At 73.4% G+C, this 18,593-nt stretch carries 16 protein-coding genes and 1 pseudogene; 7 read left to right on the top strand and 10 right to left on the bottom strand.

Translation table 11 applies throughout. The features are described 5' to 3' along the window. Window positions 1-435: proprotein convertase P-domain-containing protein (locus tag AB0J71_RS37595; RefSeq protein ID WP_364393735.1), on the top strand; the 435-nt coding region annotated here is incomplete at its 5' end. Window positions 436-523: 88 nt separating this feature from the next. Here AB0J71_RS37595 and AB0J71_RS37590 read toward each other — a convergent pair. The 5 genes from AB0J71_RS37590 to AB0J71_RS37570 all read right to left on the bottom strand — a co-directional run bounded on the left by AB0J71_RS37590 (window position 524) and on the right by AB0J71_RS37570 (window position 4,559). Next, the gene (locus AB0J71_RS37590) at window positions 524-1,081 is read right to left on the bottom strand and encodes a DUF2165 domain-containing protein (RefSeq protein WP_364418760.1); all 558 of its coding nucleotides are present in this window, start codon (window positions 1,079-1,081) and stop codon (window positions 524-526) included. 263 nt (window positions 1,082-1,344) lie between these two features. After that, a complete protein-coding gene (locus AB0J71_RS37585; RefSeq protein ID WP_352331298.1) occupies window positions 1,345-1,806 on the bottom strand; it encodes a nucleoside deaminase in 462 nt (153 codons plus the stop codon). Between the two features lie 115 nt (window positions 1,807-1,921). Beyond that, window positions 1,922-2,530, bottom strand: a complete 609-nt coding sequence (locus tag AB0J71_RS37580) for a TetR family transcriptional regulator C-terminal domain-containing protein (protein WP_364418758.1) — start codon at window positions 2,528-2,530, stop codon at window positions 1,922-1,924. Window positions 2,531-2,539: 9 nt separating this feature from the next. Further along, the gene (locus tag AB0J71_RS37575; protein ID WP_364418756.1) at window positions 2,540-3,475 is read right to left on the bottom strand and encodes an alpha/beta fold hydrolase; all 936 of its coding nucleotides are present in this window, start codon (window positions 3,473-3,475) and stop codon (window positions 2,540-2,542) included. A gap of 100 nt (window positions 3,476-3,575) precedes the next feature. Beyond that, a complete protein-coding gene (locus tag AB0J71_RS37570; RefSeq protein ID WP_352329940.1) occupies window positions 3,576-4,559 on the bottom strand; it encodes a winged helix-turn-helix domain-containing protein in 984 nt (327 codons plus the stop codon). A 354-nt stretch (window positions 4,560-4,913) separates the two neighbouring features. On the opposite strand from AB0J71_RS37570, the gene AB0J71_RS37565 reads away from it, so the two are divergent. The 4 genes from AB0J71_RS37565 (at window position 4,914) to AB0J71_RS37550 (ending at window position 10,169) form a co-directional block, all read left to right on the top strand. Then, a complete protein-coding gene (locus AB0J71_RS37565) occupies window positions 4,914-5,051 on the top strand; it encodes a hypothetical protein (protein WP_352329937.1) in 138 nt (45 codons plus the stop codon). A gap of 233 nt (window positions 5,052-5,284) precedes the next feature. Next, a complete protein-coding gene (lanL, locus tag AB0J71_RS37560; protein WP_364418754.1) occupies window positions 5,285-8,044 on the top strand; it encodes a class IV lanthionine synthetase LanL in 2,760 nt (919 codons plus the stop codon). Beyond that, window positions 8,041-9,915, top strand: a complete 1,875-nt coding sequence (locus tag AB0J71_RS37555) for an alpha/beta fold hydrolase (RefSeq protein ID WP_364418752.1) — start codon at window positions 8,041-8,043, stop codon at window positions 9,913-9,915. The genes lanL and AB0J71_RS37555 overlap by 4 nt, the downstream gene beginning before the upstream one ends. A gap of 101 nt (window positions 9,916-10,016) precedes the next feature. Further along, complete coding sequence (locus AB0J71_RS37550) at window positions 10,017-10,169, top strand: hypothetical protein (protein WP_352327478.1); 153 nt, start codon at window positions 10,017-10,019, stop codon at window positions 10,167-10,169. Between the two features lie 99 nt (window positions 10,170-10,268). Here AB0J71_RS37550 and AB0J71_RS37545 read toward each other — a convergent pair whose 3' ends face one another. After that, window positions 10,269-11,594, bottom strand: coding sequence for an erythromycin esterase family protein (locus tag AB0J71_RS37545; RefSeq protein ID WP_364418749.1), 1,326 nt, complete (start codon window positions 11,592-11,594; stop codon window positions 10,269-10,271). Window positions 11,595-11,770: 176 nt separating this feature from the next. Then, complete coding sequence (locus AB0J71_RS37540) at window positions 11,771-12,442, bottom strand: TetR/AcrR family transcriptional regulator (RefSeq protein WP_352327476.1); 672 nt, start codon at window positions 12,440-12,442, stop codon at window positions 11,771-11,773. Window positions 12,443-12,517: 75 nt separating this feature from the next. Here AB0J71_RS37540 and AB0J71_RS37535 point away from each other — a divergent pair, with 75 nt between their 5' ends. Beyond that, the gene (locus tag AB0J71_RS37535; protein ID WP_364418746.1) at window positions 12,518-13,456 is read left to right on the top strand and encodes an MBL fold metallo-hydrolase; all 939 of its coding nucleotides are present in this window, start codon (window positions 12,518-12,520) and stop codon (window positions 13,454-13,456) included. A gap of 64 nt (window positions 13,457-13,520) precedes the next feature. Here the strand turns inward: AB0J71_RS37535 and AB0J71_RS37530 are convergent, their stop codons facing one another. Both AB0J71_RS37530 and AB0J71_RS37525 read right to left on the bottom strand, forming a co-directional pair. Then, entirely contained in the window at window positions 13,521-15,905 is a 2,385-nt protein-coding gene (locus tag AB0J71_RS37530; protein WP_364418744.1) for a cellulase family glycosylhydrolase, read from the bottom strand. Window positions 15,906-16,031: 126 nt separating this feature from the next. Continuing rightward, entirely contained in the window at window positions 16,032-16,784 is a 753-nt protein-coding gene (locus AB0J71_RS37525) for a hypothetical protein (protein ID WP_364418766.1), read from the bottom strand. A 752-nt stretch (window positions 16,785-17,536) separates the two neighbouring features. On the opposite strand from AB0J71_RS37525, the gene AB0J71_RS37520 reads away from it, so the two are divergent. After that, complete coding sequence (locus AB0J71_RS37520) at window positions 17,537-17,776, top strand: hypothetical protein (protein ID WP_364418764.1); 240 nt, start codon at window positions 17,537-17,539, stop codon at window positions 17,774-17,776. Here the strand turns inward: AB0J71_RS37520 and AB0J71_RS37515 are convergent. Beyond that, window positions 17,761-18,534, bottom strand: a pseudogene (locus tag AB0J71_RS37515) (S8 family serine peptidase); the annotation flags it as partial. The gene AB0J71_RS37520 and the pseudogene AB0J71_RS37515 overlap by 16 nt on opposite strands. Between the last annotated feature and the right edge of the window lie 59 nt (window positions 18,535-18,593).

Here is an 18,593-nt window from a genome sequence, read left to right as displayed (position 1 = left end):
TCCACGGCCCAGGGCACCTACCCGATCACCATCACGGGCACCGGCTCGACCACGCACACCGCGACCTACACCCTCACGGTCGGCACCGGCGGCCCTGGCCGGATGTTCACCAACAACACCGACTACCAGATCAGGGACTACACCACCACGCAGAGCTCGATCACGTCCAACGCGACGGGCACCGCGGTCTCCCCGGTCAAGCTGTCCATCACGATCAGCCACACCTGCGCCGAGGACCTGAACATCCGGCTCCGCGGCCCGAACGGCACCTACTACCTGGTCGACCCCTACGGCGGCACCAGCTGCACGCAGTACGGCACCAGGACCTTCTCGGTCCCGGTCAGCCAGCAGGCCGCCGGCACCTGGACGCTCGACATCAGGGACGTCTACGCCGGTGACACCGGCTTCCTGGACACCTGGAGCATCACGCTCTGATCGTCGGAATCAGGGGTAGCGAGCCCCGGCCGGAGGACCGGCCGGGGCTCCTGCACGTCGCCGGCGGATGCGCGCGCCGGGCTCCGGGTCAGGCGTTCTGGCGGGCCTCGTTGCGGGCCTCGTCGCGGGTGTCGTTGCGGAGGCTGAGGAAGACCAGCACGATCCCGATGTAGGTGCACAGCCGCACCGCGTCGGGGATGCCGTTCCAGGTGCCGTTCATCCACATGCCGAACCATTCGCCGCCGATGGCCTGGAAGCCGAAGAACCACAGCAGCAGGGCGACCGTGCAGCCGACGACGCCCCACCGCTTGGACTGCTGGAAGGCGGCGTCGTCGCGGCCGACGGCCCTGACCTGCTGCCAGGCCGACACCAGACAGGTCACCATGATGACCGCCTCGGTGAGGATGACGCCGACGTAGGCGACGTGGTGCGCCCACGTCCACGAGATGGCGCGGTAGTTGATCTGGCTGACCGCGGCGAGCTCGGGCTTCTGCGCGTCCATGGCCAGCACGTGCCGGACGAACTCGAAGTTCGTGCCGTAGTCGGTGAGGTTGCCGAAGACGACGAGCAGCGCGAAGCCGCCGACGGTGAAGGTGAGCAGCGCCTTCGCCAGGCGAAGAGCGACGATGGTGTCGAAGCGGGCCAAGGTTCTTTCCTTTGACATCTCTGAAATCGAATGAGCACACGAGCCCAGAGGAGGTGTCCTGACAGGGGAAAGATCCACGGGGCCCGCTCGCCCGGCGTGGAGGAACTCGCCGGGCCGCTCCACTGGCTCCGTCACTGGTGGTGACGTCGCGGGCCCCTCAGCCTGAGGTGGAACAACGTGACTTATAGTAGCCGACTCCGCAAAGCACACATAAAAACGGCACCCGCTCGTGCCGAGCGGCACGAGCGGGTGCCGGACGCGGCTCACCGGCCGCCGATGTCGTCGCTCCACAGCTGAGGCGAGCGCCGCTGGAACTCCGACATCAGCGCGACGCACCGCTCATCGGCCCGGACCTCGACGTCGACGCCGTGGCCGCGCAGGAAGTCGACGTCCCCCGCGTAGGTCACCCGTTCGGCGACGATCACCCGCGGGATCTGGAACAGGATGATCGCTCCGCTGCACATCGGGCACGGCGACAACGTCGTGTACAGCGTCGTGCCGGCGTAGGAGGACCGGGATCCCGCGGCGCGCAGGCAGGCCATCTCGCCGTGCGCCGTCGGATCACCCCGCTGGACGCGCTCGTTGTGCCCCGCACCGAGCAGGGCGGTGGGGGTGGCGAGCACCGCGCCGACGGGGATCCCGCCCTGCCTGAACCCCCTCTGCGCCTCCTCGATCGCGATCTGCATCATGGCGTCGTCGTTCGGCCACGGCGGCTCGTCCTTCATGACTGCCCTCCGGCGAAGGTGATGGTCCGGTCTGCCAGGTGTGGTCATCCCCTTCCACGGCCTGTACCTCCCAGGCCCTGCCTGATCGGCCTCGCCAGGTGGAGGCGCTGCCGGGTCAGGCCGGCGCAGGCGTGAACAGGCGGTCCAGGTGGTAGCCGATGATGTCGGCGGCGGATTCGCGGCTGCGCTGCCCGCTCAGGACGCTCTGGGTCAGGCCGGCGGCAAGGGCCAGCAGGCCGGCGGCCTCCGTACGCGGGTCCCGATCGGGGGCGATGTCCCCGGCCTGCTGCGCGGCGGTCAGCCGCACGGTGAGGAAGTTCTCCAACGCGTCGGGCAGGGTGACCCCGACCGCGGCGAGCACCGGGTCGGTGAGGGCCGCGGTGTAGTAGGCGGTCCAGGCCATGGAGTCCAGGCGGCTCTGCTCGTCGCAGGGGAGGACCGCGTCGAGGACGGCGGTGAGGACGTCCCGTGCCGTCAGCTCGCCCGCGACGGCGGCGGCCCGCTGCCTGACCCGGCGGTCCATGCGGGCGCCCAGCTCGGTGAGGCCGGACTCCAGCAGGGCCTGCTTGTTGGTGAAGTAGTACTGGACGACACGCAGGGACACCCCGGCCTCGGCGGCGATCTCGCGCATCGACACCGCCTGCAGGCCGCGGGTGCCGGCGATGCGCAGCAGCGCCGCGGTCAACCGGCGCCGCCGCTCGTCGTGATCGACCTGCCGGGGCATGCCCGATCCCTACCTGCTGTTCCTGTGGTGGCTCGGGGCCGCGGCCCCGGGCTGCCACTGGGCCGGAAAGGTGAGGATCCGCTCCACGGCCAGGCCGGGAGCCTCGACGGGCAGCGAATGGCCGGTGCCGGGCACGATCTCCACGCGCCAGGACGGCGCGATGCCGGCCAGCCGCGCGGCCACCGCCTGCGAGTCGTGCAGCGCGCTGCGGGCGCCCAGCAGCACCTGCACGGGCACGGGCACCTCGCGGATCTGCTCGTCGGTGTAAGGGGAGGGGATGAGCACGTGCCGGCGGAAGGACCATCCGCCCGCCCGCGCCAGCCTGACCAGCCCGTCCTCGCGCAGCACGCCGTTGTTCACGACGTCGGCCATGCGGTGCCGCAACGGACGCGGAAGCATGGAGGCGACCGCGCCGGCGGCGGCCCACCGGACGAACCGCCCGGATATCGGCGCGAAGCCGCCCGGATCCAGTAGCGTCAGCGCGGCGACTCGGCCGCTTTCGCCGGGGCGCTGGTGCGTCGCGGCCCATACCGCGGTCAGGCAGCCGGCGGAGAAGCCCGCCACGTGTGCCCGCTCGGCCCCGACAGCGGTCAGGACGTCGGTGAGCCAGCCGCCGACGTCGGCGGCGGTCGCCAGCGTCCGCCTCTGGACCGAGCGGCCCGGCTCGCCGAGCGGGTCGAGGGCCAGGACCGGACGCGTGCGCGCCAGCGGCTCGATGTAGCGGTACCATGCCAGCGCGTTCCCGCCGGCGCCAGCCACGAGGACCACGGGATCCCCCTCGGCCGGCCCTGCCCGGTGGACCCGCACGCGGCCGGCGCGGGTCTCCACGTCGAGGGCGTCCACCGGCACCGGCCACAGCTCGTCGAGCAACCGGTCGTAGACGGCGTGGTACCTGTCGCGGGCGGAGTCGTCGGTGAAGGCGGACGGGCGGTCGGGAATGCGCATCGTACCCCCATCTCCGGTATGGATACAGTCGTATCCTAACGGCTGGGCGGCTCCCGTCGAGGTGCTGCGAAGGTGACAGACGTGTCCCTGATACGGGGGACTACGACGACCCCAGGAGGGTCAGGCCGGTCTGGGTGAGGTGGTGCAGGACGCTGTTGTGATGGCGTCGGGTGGTGATCAGGCCTGCCTCGCGCAGCACGGCGGTGTGCTGGCTGATGGCCGCGGAGGAGATGTCCAGCCGCCGGGCCAGGGCTCCGGTGGTCGTCATGCCGTCGGCGATGGCGGTGAGCACCGACGCGCGGGTGCGTCCGAGGAGGTTGGCCAGCGCTCGCGGCGAAGGGCCGTCCGTCCAGATGCCCGCGGCGTGGTCGACGCCGAGCGCGGCGGGATAGATCAGCATGCAGTCGGCGGGATCGCCCGGATCGTAGATCACCGCCGGGACGCGCATGAAGAACGACGGCACCAGCAGCAGTCCCCGCCCGTCGAGGGTGAAGTCGGTGGCGAGCCGGTCGCCGGCGTGGAGGTGGAGGGTCGGCGGCGACCACCGGATGCCGGGGTGCAGGCCGGACAGCAGGCCGTCGACCCCGCGGTCGAGCAGGATCGTGCCGCGCTGGGCGCGTTCGGCGTCCAGGTGCGCGCGGATGTTGCGCCAGTAGGGGCCGAGGGCGGTGTGATGGTAGGCCTCCACCGTGGACAACACCTCCCGCCTGGCGGTGAGGCTGTCGACGAGCCCGGTCAGCGGGCCCGGCACCCGCCGGTGGTGGCCGGCGTAGAAGTCGAGCTCCGCCCGGACGGCGTGCCGGGTGCTGGCCAGGAAGGACTCGGCGCCCTCGGCCAGGTCGCCGGCCTGGCGCACGAGGTTGACCAGGTCCAGGCACGGCGGCCGGGCGGGGTTGATCGCGCCCAGGACCGCGGACCTGGCGTCGAGGCCACCGCGTACGCGGCTGCGCCATCCGCCGAACATCGCCTTCTCCGTCCGGCCGCGCAGCGCGGCCAGGCTGAACAGGGTCTCGGCCAGCGGGCCCAGCGTGGGGGCCACCCGGATGCGCACCAGGTCCTCGGCCGTGAAGTGAATCCGGTGCATCCGCCCCTCCGTACGCGTCGGCATGGCCATCCCAGCATGCCGTCCAGCGGGACGCGGGCGCGGCCGGAACGTCCTCGCCGGGCACGGGTCATGGCGGCGCGACCGGACCGGGGAAGCGGGCTGCCGCCGCGCCGAGCACCGCGTCGGCCCGCGGGATCGTCGCGGTCCGGACGTCCGTCCCGCCCAGGAGGGGCACCGCCACGAACGTCCATGGCGAGAAAGACGGCACGTCCTACCTGCTGCCGTACGGGATGGGCCGGTACCACGGGTTCATCGCCGAGAAGTGAGCCGTCCGCCGCGTTCTCATCACCGGCCACATGTGAGCCACAAGGTCGGTGATGGACAGTCGGCCGCATGGAACTCGACATTCTCGCCTTGGACATGCTTCCCGCCCAGGAGGAAGCCCAGCTCTCCGGTTGCATGATGAGCTGCGGGTTCACCGGCTGCGGACGGACCGTGGTGGAGGGGCTGGTGATGTTCGACGTGTACTGACGGCCGCGGCGCCGGAGACGGCGCCTGCACCCGACGGTGACGGTTCCGCCGTCCCCGTCCTGACAGAACCTTGGAATCACTTGTGGCGGCCGGTCGTCCCGGACGTCCCCGACGGTCCGGGACGCCGAACTCGCCCACAAGCCGGCCACAACTCCTCGCCGTACCTTCGTCCCCGTCCCGCGCGACGCCGCGCGGGACGGGAACGGCACAGACGCGAGGACGGAAGTGAGCCCATGGACAACGGTGAGCGCCACGAGGGGGATCGTCTCCTGCTCCAGGACGTCGCCAGGGCGGCACTGGCGCGGGCGACCGGCCGGCAGCCGGCCGGACAGGAGGCGATCGCCGGCTGGGAGATCCACCCCGGCACTCCCTGGACCTACGTGACCCCGGTGGACTCCGTCCAGCGGGCGCAGGGCTGGAAGCTGCACGTGTCGGCCACCCCGCTGTCGGCGCCCCTGGTGCTGACCCGGGTCGTCGGCGTGCTGACCCGTCACCGGTGCGCGTTCAAGTTCGCCTCCACCCTTCAGGAGGTGGCCGCGCTCCTGTCCCGGGAGACGCCGCGCGGCTCGGTCGGCAAGTTCGTCACCGTGTACCCGCCGGACGACCGGGCCGCCGCCCTGATCGCCGAGGAGCTGCACGCGGCCACCTACGCCCTGAGCGGCCCGCCGATCCTGTCCGACCGCGCCTACCGGCCGGGAAGCCTGGTGCACTACCGCTACGGGGTGTTCGCCGCCCCGAGCGAACTCGGCCACGACGGCGCCTACCTCTCCCGGCTGACCGCGCCCGACGGCACCAAGGAGATCGACCGGCGTGAGGCGTGGTACTGCCCGCCGTCGTGGGCGGCGTGCCCCTTCGAGCCGGAGCAGGCGCCGCCGAAGACGGCCCGCCCCGAGCAGGTGCTGCTCGCCGGCCGGTTCGTGGTGCGCAAGGCCGTCCGGCACGCCGCCAAGGGCGGCGTGTTCCTGGCCGAGGACCGGCACGAGGGCGGCGAGGTGGTCATCAAGCAGGCCCGCCCCCACCTCGGCGCGTCGATCGACGGCCGCGACATGCGTGACCTGCTCCGGCACGAGGCGCGCATGCTCGACCTGTTCGGCCCGCCGGGCGTCACGGCGCGCAAGGTGGCTCTCTTCGAACAGGACGGCAACCTGTTCCTGGCGCAGGAACGGCTGCCCGGGACCACGCTGAGCGCCTGCGCCGGCGAGCACCGTCGCGCCGGTTCGGGCGCGGCGTGGCCGGCGATCGTCCTGAGCCTGTCCAGGAGCCTGGTGGCCCTGGTCTCCACCGTGCACGACCAGGGGTACGTGCTGCGCGATCTGACCCCGAACAACGTCATGGTCACTCCCGAGCGCGAATGCCGGCTGATCGACCTGGAACTGGCCGCCGTCCCCGGCACGGCCGTCCAGCGGAGCTACACGCCGGGCTACGCGGCCCCCGAGCAGCGTGCCGCGGCCGTGCACGCGCCCGCGCCCGGTCGCGCCGCCGACCTGTACGCGCTGGGCGCGACGCTGTACCACCTGTGCACCGCGTCCACGCCGACGCTGCTGGACGACGATCCCCCCGGCGGGCGGTCACGCGACGCGCGGCTGGCCACGCTGGTCGGCGTCGCCGCCGCCGGTGATCCCGTGACGACCGCGATGGCGCCCCTGCTGCTCGGCCTGATGGCGGAGGACCCCGGGCAGCGGTGGGACCTGCGCCGGGCGGAGGAGTTCCTGGACGCGCTGTCCGCACGTGACGTGCCGTCCGCGGCGGCCGACGTCCGCCGCCTGGAGGTGTCCGGCCAGGATCGCCTCCTGCGCGACGGCATCGCCCACCTCCGGCGCGCGATGTCACCGGACGCGCTCGCCGCCCCCCAGCCCACGGGCGCCCTGTGGCCCGCCTCCGGGTTCGGGGCGACGGCCGATCCGTGTGCCGTCCAGTACGGCTCGGCGGGGGTGCTCCACCTGCTGGCGTCCGTCCTCGCGGGTGACCGGGCGCTCACCCCGCAGGCGCGCGACGACGCGGGCGCGGTCCTGCGGGAGGCCGCGGACTGGACGATCCGCCGTCTGGAGGGCGAGCACCGGCCGTCCCCCGGCCTGTACTTCGGCCGGGCCGGCATCGCCTGGGGCCTGTTCGAGGCCGGACGCCGGCTCGGTGACGAGGCCGTCCGCGCCGCGGGCGTCGAGATGGCGCTCACCCTGCCGGTGACCTGGCCGAACCCCGACGTGTGCCATGGCCTGGCCGGCGCCGGGCTGGCCCTGCTGCACTTCGGGCGGGAGACGGGCGAGGCTCGCTTCGGTGACCGCGCGGGTCAGTGCGCCGACGCCCTGCTGAAGGCGGCCCGGCACAGCGCCGGTGAGGTGCTGTGGCCCGTCCCCGACGACTTCGACTCCGCGCTGGCCGGTCTCGTGCACTACGGCTTCGCCCATGGGGTCGCGGGGATCGCGACGTTCCTGCTGGCCGCCGGCACCGCGCTGGATCGAGCGGACTGCCTGGAGACCGCCGTGGCGGCGGGGGAGACGCTGCTGGCCGCGGCGGAACACCGCGACGGGACGGCCTGGTGGCCGGACTCTCCCGGCGGCGGCGGCAGGATCCCTCACTGGTGCAGCGGATCGTCCGGGATCGGGACGTTCCTCGTCCGCCTGCACGTGGCCACCGGCGACCCGCGCTTCAGGACGGCCGCCGAAGGCGCCGCCGCCACCGTGTACGCCCGGCGCCTGGCCTCGGGCACCTCGGCCTGCCACGGCCTGGCCGGTGACGGGCAGTTCCTGCTCGACCTGGCCGACTTCCTGGACGAGCCCGGCTACCGGGCGCAGGCCGAGGAACTGGCCGCGGTGCTGTGGAGCCGTGCCTTCGTGCGCGACGGATCGCTGGTGACGCCGGACGAGGGAGGGACGGCGACGGGCGTCGGCTGGAACACCGGGCTGGCGGGCGTCCTGAGTTTCCTGGACAGGCTCCGGCACGGCGGCCCCCGCCCCTGGACGGCCGACGGCGGTTCCGGGCGGGCCGCCCGATGAGCAGGCACGTCACGACAGCGGATGAGGGCCACCTGCCCGACGTCAGCCGCATCAACTTCCGCTTCTCCGGCGACGGCCGGTACGCCGCCTGCCTCGCCCGGCGGGGCCGCGGCCTCCTCGTCCCGGAGGTGTGGGACGTCGCCGGCGCACGCCCGCGCACCCTCCGCACCCGCACCGGTGAGACCTCGGCGAGCGTGCCGACGCCCACGGCCGGCGGCGACGTGCTGCTGTGCCGCGCCGGGACCGACGCACACCGCCTGACGCTGCTCACCGCTCCGTCCCGCGACGACGGGGACGACGGGGACGACGGGGACGACGGGGACGACGGGGACGACGGGGACGACGGGGACGACGGGGACGACGGGAACGACGGGAACGCAGAGGAACACGAGCTGGCGGTCTTCCGCGGCGGCGTGGTCAGGGTCGTGGCGGGCGCGGCCCCGGGGATCGCCGCCCTGGTGCTGGCCACCGGCGCCGACGGGCGCACCTCGGTGTGGCGCCTGTCCGGCCGGGCGGAACGCCCGGAGCGGATCGCCACGGCGCCGTACCCGGTCAGGGGCGGGATCTGGCTCGACGAGAGCGGCCGCCGGCTCGCCCTGACCAGGGCCGGGACCGAGCCGGCCACCGTGGTCCTGGACACCTTGACCGGCGCGCTCACCCCGCCGGCCGGGCCGGCGGCCGACGAGTACGTCCTGCTGGCGGCCCCCGGCGCGGGCGTGCTGCTGACGGCCGTGCGCCGCGACGGCGCGTACCGCCTGGGCGTCCGCGACCGCGACGACGACGGGCCTGCCCGCCACCCCGAGCGGCTGAACGCCTTCGACGGAGAGGTGACGCCACTGGCGCTGAACCCCTCGGGACGGCGGCTGGCCCTCGCGGTGAACCGCCGCACCCGCTCCCACCTCGTCCTGCACGACCTGGCGGCGGACGCCGGGACCGAGGCCCGCCTGCCCGCCGGGGTGATCCATCCGGCCGCCCGCTGGAACACCGGCGGCCTGCACCTCGTCCACAGCGCGCCGGGCCGCCCCGCCGGCCTGGTCGGCATCGCCGGCTGCTCCGTGTCGCGTCCGCCGGCGGCGATCGCGGACGGCGGGATCCGGCCGTCCCCTGCCCGGGTGCTGTCCTGTCCGGGCGCGGCGGGGCCGATGGAGGCGATCGTGTACGGCGATCCCACGGCCGGCCACCGGGTGGTGGTCGCGCTGCACGGCGGCCCCGAGGCCGCCTGGCGGTTCGCCCACGAACCGCTCTTCCAGCGCCTGTCCAGGGCGGGCATCGCCGTCGTCGCGCCCAACCAGCGCGGCAGCACCGGCTACGGAGCCGCCCACCGTGACGCCATCCGCGACGCCTGGGGCGGCCCCGACCTCGCCGACGTCCTCGCCCTGGGCCGGGCTCTGGCCGCCGCCCGCGACCCCGGCGCACCGCGGCCGATGGTGTACGGGGCCAGCTACGGCGCGTACCTCGCGCTGCTGGCCTGCGCCGCGCAGGCGGACCTGTGGTCGCGCGCCGCGGTCGTCGCGCCCTTCCTGTCCGGACGGGAGCTGTACGAGGACGGCCCGCCCCCGGTGCGCGCCCTGCTGGACCGGCTCGGCGGACGCACCGACCTCGACGACGAACTCGGCCCCCGCGACCTGCTGCGGCTCGCCGGCCGCATGCGGCTGCCGCTGCTCATCGTGCACGGCGACGACGACCCGATCATCCCCGTCGGGCACTCCCGCCGGCTGTACGCGCGCCTGCGCGCGGCCCGGTGGCCCGAGGGCGCCGCACCGATCTATCTGGAGGTCCCCGGCGGGGGTCACGACCTGCAGCACGACGTCCGCGACACCGCGGTCCTGGACCGCGTCGTCGACTTCCTCCGCGCCGGACCAGGCGCGTAGCTCACCGGCTCGGCCGGTACGGGCCCGCTCCGGGACCGGCCGTGAAAAAGGGGCGCCGCGCCAGGCGGCGCCCGCTCACCACCATAGGGAAGGGAATTGCCATGGAGCTGAACGTCTCCGCCCTGGACATGCTGCCGGCCGCCGACGAGGCCGGCCTCATGTACTGCGACATGACCTGCTTCGACGTGAGCGTCAACTGCAGCGGGGCCACCATGAACACCCAGACCATCACCACCACGGGTGGCTGGTACTGAGCCGTCCGGGACGCCTGCGGCGTGCCGGGTGATGACCGGGTGGACAGCTGAATGAGGTGGGGCCCGGGGCGTCTGCCGCGGGCCCCACCGGCTGCCTCGCTACTTGAGTACCTGCGCCGAACGCACCTCGTGCAGGTGCACCAGCACGTCGTAGGCGCGCGACAGGGCGGTGTCGAGCGGCGGGTACGGGTACTGCGTGCCGATGTTGCGGGTCGGCCGGGCCACCGCGAGCCAGTCGCGGGCGGTGGCCGGCGCGGTGCGCATGTCGAGGTAGAAGTCGTCGTGGCGGACCCGGTCGAGGGTGTGCTCGTTGCTGCCGGGCTCGGCGGGGCCGGCGGTGAACTGCTTCCAGTCGCCGCCCAGCGCGGCGTCCTTCGACAGGAAGGATCCGCGGTCGAAGGTGAAGCCGACGGCGACGTACTTCTCGCCCAGGGTGTCGCGCAGGTAGGCGCCCTGCGTCTTCGGGTAGAGCGCGGGGTCGCTGGAGACGTAACCGGCGTGGGTGTTCTGCGCGGACATGAGGATCTTGCCGCCGTGGTGTCGCAGCCACCAGACGGTGTTGTCGGCCATGACCTGGTCGCGGTAGCGCTCGATGACGCTCAGCCAGGACTTGTCGGCCACGTCGTAGCCGGCGAACTTGGCGGTCTGCGCGATGAACCGGGCGTCCTGGACGGCGCTGTCGTACGCGGCCGACGCCTGCGGCCCTCCCAGGGTGATCAGCAGGTCGAGCGCCTGCTGGGCCTTGGCGGCGAGCTGCCGCCGTTCGTCCAGCGGCCGGTTCAGGTAGGCGAAGACGTCGTCGAGCGGGCGCAACCCCTCGTACAGCGCGGTCAGGTGAGCGGTGGAGCCGGGGTGGGCGCTCCGGACGTACCGGGCGATGCGGGCGAAGACCTCCTCGCCCACCTTCGGCGCGCCGACGTCGTCGCCCATGACGTGCAGCGGACGGCCGGGGTCGCGGCGGTTGTGCTCGCGCATCCACTCCAGCATTCCGACGAGTTCCTCGCGCTCCCACGGCGAAGACCGCAGCACCTCCTTGGCGATGGCTCGCAGGTCGCCCTTCCCCGTCCGCAGGTACTCGTCCAGCCGCAATCCTGCCGACCAGCTGGCCTCCAGCGCGAACGTGGTGAAACCCTTCTTCTCCACGAGATAGCGGAAGACCCGCTCCTTCACCGTGAAGAACTCGTGCGAACCGTGGGTCGCCTCGCCCATGCCGACGACCCGGGCGTCACCGACCATCCGGCCGAAGGCCCTCAGGTCGCCGGACTCCGCGCCCGGCTCGGTCGAGCGCAGTTCGTGCGCCGCCGCCTCCAGAGCGCGCACCGGCTCGGCGGGCGCGGCGGGCTCGGCCGCGAAGGCCGCCTGGGCCAGGACGGGCACGAGGGTCAGGCCCGCCGCGAGGGCGGCCAGCTTCCGGCCAACGGTCATGTGAGTTGCTCCTTGGTGTCGCTCTGCTTGACGCCAAGAACCGTATGACGCGTCCCGATGCCCGGACGATGCCGCTGACCTGCGTATTTTTCGGCGTGCACAGGGCCCGGAACAGGTAGGGCCAGCCCTACCGGGCCGCGCGGACGAGCACGCGCGTCTCCTCCTACCGCAAGGGGTCAGCCGCGCGAACGGCGGGCCAGGCGTTCGGTGTGCGCCGAGCGGCCCGCCGGGCGGCCCGCCGCGTGGGACGCCTCCTGGGCCAGGCCGTTGAGCGTGGTACGGATCACGCGCGCGGTCTGGAGGTCGACCGCGCTCGGGTCGTCGAAGTGCACCAGGCCGTCGGCCAGCAGCACGGCCAGCCCGTGCAGCGCGGCCCACACCACGAACTCCGCGCCCTCGCGGGCGGGCTCCGGCAGGCCGCCGGCCGCGGCGAGCCGGTCGAGCTCCGCGGTGAGGACGTCGTGCGGGTGGGGGGAGATGGCGGAGTCGGGGGCGGTCGCGCCGCCGCGCAGCACGAGCCGGGCGACGGCCGGGTCGTCGAGCGACCAGCGCACATAGCCGCAGCCCAGGGCGATCAGCCGCCGCTGCGGGTCGCCGGCCTGGCCGGGCGCGCGCTCGCAGTCCTGTCGCAGGCGCTCCCCGAGCCAGGCGAGCGTGCGTTCGGACAGGGCGCGCACCAGCGTGTCGCGGGAGGCGAAGTGGTGGTAGGCGGCGCTGGGGCTGACGCCGACGCGTGCCGAGGCCTCGCGCAGGGACCAGCCGTCGGCGCCGCGCTCGCGCACGAGCGCCTCGGCGGCGTCGAGCAGCGCGCTGCGCAGGTCACCGTGGTGGTATCGCCCTTTCGCCATCGCCCGATCTTAACACCGCTCAGATCTCTGCTACGCTCGCCAGCATCTCAACAGTGTTCAGATTGGAGCCGGATCATGTGCCCCGCCGATGTGACGCCGAACCCGTCCCCTGACCTGGGTGACCTTCCCGACGTGCGGACGAGCCCGCCGCCGGTCGTGCGCGGCGAGCCCGTCGAGGTGTCCGACGGCGTGTACGTCATCCCCGACAACCGCGTCGAGCTCGTCCCGAACGTCGGCATCGTCGTGGGCGAGCACGCCGCGCTGGTCGTCGACACCGGCATGGGCCGCCGCAACGGCGAGCATGTCCTGGAGCAGGCCAGGCGCCTGGCCGGCGACCGGCGGCTGTACCTGACCATCACGCATTTCCATCCCGAGCACGGGTTCGGGGCGCAGGCGTTCAAGGGGGCCGCGACGATCGTCTACAACGCCTCCCAGCGCGCGGAGCTGCACCGTAAGGGCGCCGCCTACGTCGAGATGTTCAAGGGGCTGAGCGCCGCCGCGGCGGCCGAGCTCGAAGGCGTCGAGCTCGTCGATCCCGACCTGGTCTACGAGGGCCGGGCCGAGCTCGACCTGGGCGGGCGCAGGGTGGCGCTGCGGGCGGTCGGGCCCGCGCACACGGGCTCCGACCAGGTCGTCGTCGTCGACGACCGGGTGCTGTTCGGCGGCGACCTGATCGAGACCCGCATCTTCCCGATCGCGCCGTACTTCCCGCCGTACGACGTGGACGTGGACGGCCCCGGCTGGATCGGCGTGCTCGACGACCTGATCGCGGGCGGCCCCGAGATCGTCGTGCCCGGCCACGGGGAGGTGGGCGACCTGTCCTTGATCCGCGACGTCCGCGACTACCTCGGCTTCGTGCACGGGGAGGTCGCCCGGCTGCGCGCGGCCGGAGCCTCCGCCGACGAGGCGGCCGCGCAGATCGACGAGCAGGCGCGCGCCCGCTGGAGCACCTGGGAACGCCCCGAGTGGATCGGCTTCGCCGCCCGCGCCTTCTACGTCGGCGGACACCGCTGACCCGACCACCGCTGACCCGACCGGTCGCGCCGGGGGAGCGCTAGACGGCGCTAGACGTCCGCCGTCACGCTGTAGGAGCCCGAGGTGCAGCCGGTGATGCGCCAGCCGCCCGGCGCCTGCCGGACGGCGACGCCGCGCAGTCCGCTGCCGCGGACGGCCGGGCCTCGCCCGGGAACCAGACGTCCAGACCGCACCCGCTGCCCTCACCCCGGGCCGTGAGGCTCGCGCGGTCCGACGTCAGGCCGGTCAGCCGGCCGGGGGCGGAACGGGGGTAGGGGCGTGCGAGCTCGGCGACGTATTCGGCGGGCGGAGGCAGGTCCTTCCCGGTGGCACAGTCCTCGATCATGAGGTTGCCGCCGGTCCTGGCGCCGGCAGTGGCGTGGGCGTCGCCGCAGGACTGCTTCCAGACCCAGAACGCGCCTCCGATGCGGTGCCGGTCCTCCTGGTCGGTGTATCGCGCGATCGGGGCCGCGGCGGGGTCGCCGAACCAGCCCCACTCGCCCGACCAGAGCCCGGCGCCGTAGTACTCCGCCGCCCGGCTCGCCAGCTCGAAGCCGCGCTCGATGCTCGTGACGGTGAGGCCGGTGCCCTGGTCGATGGTGATCGACTCGTTGTAGAGGTGGGGCGCGAAGACGAGCAGCCGGTCGTCGGTGAAGCCCTTGGGCACCGGGACCTCGAAGCCGAGACCCGACCAGAGCACGGACGGCTCGAAGAAGACCAGGTGGGGGAAGCCGCGCCGCTCGCCCGCCCGGATGGCCTTGATCGCCCGGTCGTAGTAACGGCCGAGCAGGACGCCGGAGGTGATCGGCGGCGCCTCGCCGAAGCCGGGCTCGTTCAGCAGGTCGTACCCGGCGACCATCGGCTCGTTCGCGAACCGCTGCGCCAGCATGCCCCAGGCGGCGACCAGGCGGGTCTGGATGCCGTCCCGGTCCTGGTAGAAGTTGGTGAAGGCGCGGGCGACGGCCGGGGAGATGTCGCGTCCGGTGAACTCGCACCTGGGGGCGCCGTCGAAGCGGTCGGCCCAGGTGGGGGCGCCGTCCCAGCCGTGCATCGGGGAACCGTTCCGGCAGGTGGTCCCGGGCGCGGCGGCGACGCCCTTCCCCCAGGCGTCCTGGTGCATGTCGATGACCGTGCGCAGGCCGTGCCGGGCGGCGGTCCCGACGGCCCAGGAGATCTTGGCGAGGTAGGCCGGGTCGTACTGGCCGGGCCGGGGTTCCAGCGCCGACCAGGACAGGGCGAGACGGACGACGTTGAAGCCCATCCGCGCCATGCCGGCGAAGTCGGCCTCGGTGAGCGGCCGCGTCACCGCCTTGTCCGGAAATTGCTGGAAATAGTCTTCGAGCTGGTTGACGTTCACGCCCCGCAGCAGCACCTCGTTGCCGTCGGCGTCGACGATCCTGCGGTCGGCCGAGAGCGTCAGCCCCGGGGTGCGCGGCAGCTGCGGGGTGGCGGTGCCGGGCTGCAGGAGCGGTAAGGCGAGCGCCGCCGCGGCCACGACGACCGCCGTCGGGAGCGGCGCGGCCAGGGCGACGCCCCTGCGCGCCGGCCGGACGGCGTCGAGCAGGGCGACGAGCAGCGCCGTCGCCGCGGCGAGCAGGGCGCCGAAGGAGAGCGCGGGGGCGAGGCGAAGCATGATCGCCGGCGCCCAGAACAGGCCGCCGCCCGCCAGGTCGCCGGGGATCCCGGCGGCCACCTGGACCAGGCCCAGCGTCCCGGCCGCCGCCAGCGCGGAGAGCCCGGCCACGACGGCCCGGGGCGAGTCGGTGGCGCTGAGCCGGCGGTTGACCGCCCAGGTCAGCACACCCAGCAGCGTGACGGCGGCCAGGCAGCCCAGCGGTCCCGCCTCGGGCGCCGGCGCCAGCGGGGAGTCGCCGATGGCATAGCCGACGGGCGAGCCGCCCCACCACACCCCGCCGACCGACGCGGCCAGGACCACGGCCACTGCCGCCGCGGCCCATCCCGGCGCCGACGCCCCCGAGCTCGCGCCGGACCCCGCGGACTCCGACGCGGGAGAAGGCGGGACGAGGCGGCGGTGCAGGAGCTGGGCGAGCCAGGCGGCCGCCGCCACCGGCAGGCCGAAGACCGCCGCCTTGACGCCGGTGAAGCCGGTCGACCACGCCAGGTGGAGCACGTCCTCGACGGTCATCGCCAGCGACATCAGCAGCTTGGCCGCCATCGCCGACCACACCACCGCGCCCCACACCAGCAGCGCCGTACGCAGCGGGCCACGTCCGCGGGCGACCGCCCACGTCAGCACGCCGACCCCCGCCAGCAGCAGCGGCACGTAGACGGCCGGCGCGGCCACCTGCCAGAGCCCGGCGACGGGCAGCAGGTCGGCCCCGGTCCAGGTGTACGGCGCGGCCAGCCCCGACGGGTCGAACACCGCTCCCAGTGCGATGACGGCGGCCAGCACCACGACGGCGATCGGCGACAACCAGCGGTTCCTCATAGTGACGGCGACCATACATGAGCATCGCTCACAAATGAAGAGTCAAGATCCATGTCAGCATCCGGCCGCGCGCGGGGTCGTGCGACGCGGATCCCGCCGCCTGGGAGAAGACGGCGGAGGAGCTCGTCACGCGACCTTGGACTCCGGCGCCTTCCAGGTGTTGCACGCGCCCGGAGTGCCCTTGGTGTAGCCCTGCGTGAACCAGTGGAGATCGTTGGCGCTGAGCTTGTCCTTGCTGAAGCGGTCGCGCCAGCGCTTGTCCTTCGGCGTGGGCTCCTCGGCCTTCAGCGTGGCCTTCCAGTTCTTCGACTTCGCGCCCAGGGCCTTGAGCGTCACGCCGGACAGGCACAGCCGCTGCATGTCGAAGCGACGTCCCTGCTCGTCGAGCTGCTTCTCGTCGGCGTCGTTCGGCATGGCCCAGTAGGCCGCGCCGATGCCCGTCTGTCCCATGACCACGCCGCTCCATGCCTGGACGACCTGGGCGCGGATCGGCAGGTCGTCCTTGGCGCTGATCCAGTCGGCGGAGAGCTGGACCTGGAGCTGGGAGTAGCAGGTGGTGACGAACGAGCCGGTGATCTCTATGCCGTTGTAGCAGGGCCCCTTCTCGAAGGCGGCTCTGATGTCGGTCTTGACCGGCTGGAAGTCGGGGATGAACGGCCCCCAGGCGTCGTTCAGACAGCCGACGAGGGTGTTCAGATAGGTGGTGGTCGAGGACTTCGTCGTGCCCTTGGTCAGCTTGCAGCTGATCTTGGGGAGCTTGCCCTTCTTGTACAGGGCGTTGTGGGTCAGCTCGGGAACGCCCTGGATCGGGTAGGCGGCTGCCGTACCGGAGAACGCCATCAGTCCGGCTGCCGTGGCAGCCAGCACGCGGATCATCATGAAGCGGGATGTTAGGGGCAGGAACTTGGCACGGTCTACAGAGATCGTCCGGCCGTGCCCGCTCGTCGTTCTCCGGGGCCCGCCAGCGACGGGCCCCGGAGGGGCTACTTCTTCTCGCAGGTACGGTGGCCGAGGAAGACGTCGTCGATCCCCCCCACCCCGACAGCTGGCCGAGGAAGGTGAACCGCACCCGCACCGCGGTCCGGCCGATCGCCTGGGGCAGCTCCACGACCTGCAGCCCAGGCCCGCGAGCCCCGGGGTAGCCGGCCTTCTTCCAGACGTTCGCCCAGGTCCGGCCGCCGTCGAGGCTGACGTCCACGAGCGCCGTGCCGTTCACCCTCGGCTCCAGGTCGGAGGCGAACTGCAGGGCCGGGGCGGCGGCCTTGGTCAGGTCCACAGCCGCCGACGTCAGCGTGGTCTCCTGGACGTGGTGCAGGCCGTAGTGGTCGGAGTCCACGATCGCGAACCCGCCCTTCCCGCCCGTCCTGTTGGTGCGGCCGCCCGGGTCGTTCAGCACCCAGCCGGGCTCGTGGGCGTACCCGGGGAACCCGGGATCGGCGTTGGTGACGCTCCACCCGCCCGGCAGGCCGGAGTCGAGGCGTTCCGTGACGCCCTCCAGGACCGGCTCGTAACCCGGAGCCTCGCAGGCCAGCGTCACCGTGAGCGCGAAGTCCTCGGTGAGCGGCGCCGTGCCGACCGTCACCTGCCGGACGGCCGGGGTGTAGCCGCGCGGCACGGCCGCCGCCTCCAGCGTGTACGTCGTACCGGGCAGCAGGTCCAGCCGGTACGCGCCGGTCTCGGCGTCGGACCTGGCCGTCCAGGTGTGCCCGGCGCCGTCGGAGGCCGTCACCTTGGCCGCCAGCGGCCAGCCCTGGCCGGAGCCGTCCCGCACGGTGCCGCCGACCTGGACCCGCGCGGTCGGCGCGAGCCGGACGTCGAGCGTGACCGTGCCGTCCTTGGCGATCGTGGCGGCCCGCGTGGCGTCGTCGTAGCCGAACGCCTTGACCTTGACCTGGTACTCGCCGCCGATCAGCCGCAGCGAGTAGTCGCCCGCCCGGCCGGTCACGGCGTCACGGGAGCGCGCGCCGGTCACGGAGACCGTGGCGCCGGGCACCGGTTCGCCCGTCTCCGCGTCGGTGACGGTCCCGGCCAGCGTGCCGAGCCCGACCTTGGCGACGGCCAGCAGCGCCGAGGCGTCCAGCCGGCCCTCGCCGAACACGTTGTTGTCCTCGGCGGGGCCGCCGCACCGGGCGTCGGCCGTGTCGATCGCGGAGGCGTCCAGCAGCGCCCGGGTGCCGTCGAGGTCGCGTACCAGGTCGGGGAAGGCGGACCACAGCAGCGCGACGGCGCCGGCCGCGTGCGGCGCCGCCATGGAGGTGCCCGACATCACGCCGTAGGAGCCGCCGGGCAGCGCCGAGCGCACGTCGACGCCCGGGGCGGCGATGTTCGGCTTGGTCTCGCCGTTCTGGCCGGGGCCGCGGCTGGAGAAGGAGGCGATCGCGCCGTTCACGTCGTAGGCGCCGACGGAGTGGTTGAGCGTGCGGCTGCCGGGCGAGCCGCTGGTCTTGCACGCCGGGCCGCTGTTGCCGTTGGCCCAGACGCCCATGATGCCCGAGGCCGCCCACGCCTGCAGGATGTCCTCGATGATCGGCTCGTCGGTCGGCTCCGTCGAGCTCCACGAGTTGTTGATGATGTGCGGCCGCTTGCTGACGTCCGGGTTCTGGCCGTGGCTGTCGGTGGGGGCCAGCATCCACTGGGCGGCCGCGACGAGGTCCCCCTCGCTGCAGGTCTGGCAGCCGTTCGCGGTGA

The sequence above is a fragment of the Nonomuraea sp. NPDC049637 genome (assembly GCF_040675235.1).
In the GTDB taxonomy this organism is placed as follows: domain Bacteria; phylum Actinomycetota; class Actinomycetes; order Streptosporangiales; family Streptosporangiaceae; genus Nonomuraea.
The sequence above is the reverse complement of the archived record's forward strand: the minus strand, read 5'-3'. Positions and strand labels throughout refer to the sequence as shown.

Excerpts from the sequence above, each read along its gene's own strand:
- AB0J71_RS37585 (WP_352331298.1), bottom strand. The coding sequence starts at position 1,806 with ATGAAGGACGAGCCGCCGTGGCCGAACGACGACGCCATGATGCAGATC.
- AB0J71_RS37580 (WP_364418758.1), bottom strand. The coding sequence starts at position 2,530 with ATGCCCCGGCAGGTCGATCACGACGAGCGGCGGCGCCGGTTGACCGCG.
- AB0J71_RS37575 (WP_364418756.1), bottom strand. The coding sequence starts at position 3,475 with ATGCGCATTCCCGACCGCCCGTCCGCCTTCACCGACGACTCCGCCCGC.
- AB0J71_RS37570 (WP_352329940.1), bottom strand. The coding sequence starts at position 4,559 with ATGCACCGGATTCACTTCACGGCCGAGGACCTGGTGCGCATCCGGGTG.
- AB0J71_RS37565 (WP_352329937.1), top strand. The coding sequence starts at position 4,914 with ATGGAACTCGACATTCTCGCCTTGGACATGCTTCCCGCCCAGGAGGAA.
- lanL (WP_364418754.1), top strand. The coding sequence starts at position 5,285 with ATGGACAACGGTGAGCGCCACGAGGGGGATCGTCTCCTGCTCCAGGAC.
- AB0J71_RS37555 (WP_364418752.1), top strand. The coding sequence starts at position 8,041 with ATGAGCAGGCACGTCACGACAGCGGATGAGGGCCACCTGCCCGACGTC.
- AB0J71_RS37550 (WP_352327478.1), top strand. The coding sequence starts at position 10,017 with ATGGAGCTGAACGTCTCCGCCCTGGACATGCTGCCGGCCGCCGACGAG.
- AB0J71_RS37545 (WP_364418749.1), bottom strand. The coding sequence starts at position 11,594 with ATGACCGTTGGCCGGAAGCTGGCCGCCCTCGCGGCGGGCCTGACCCTC.
- AB0J71_RS37540 (WP_352327476.1), bottom strand. The coding sequence starts at position 12,442 with ATGGCGAAAGGGCGATACCACCACGGTGACCTGCGCAGCGCGCTGCTC.
- AB0J71_RS37535 (WP_364418746.1), top strand. The coding sequence starts at position 12,518 with ATGTGCCCCGCCGATGTGACGCCGAACCCGTCCCCTGACCTGGGTGAC.
- AB0J71_RS37530 (WP_364418744.1), bottom strand. The coding sequence starts at position 15,905 with ATGAGGAACCGCTGGTTGTCGCCGATCGCCGTCGTGGTGCTGGCCGCC.
- AB0J71_RS37525 (WP_364418766.1), bottom strand. The coding sequence starts at position 16,784 with ATGATGATCCGCGTGCTGGCTGCCACGGCAGCCGGACTGATGGCGTTC.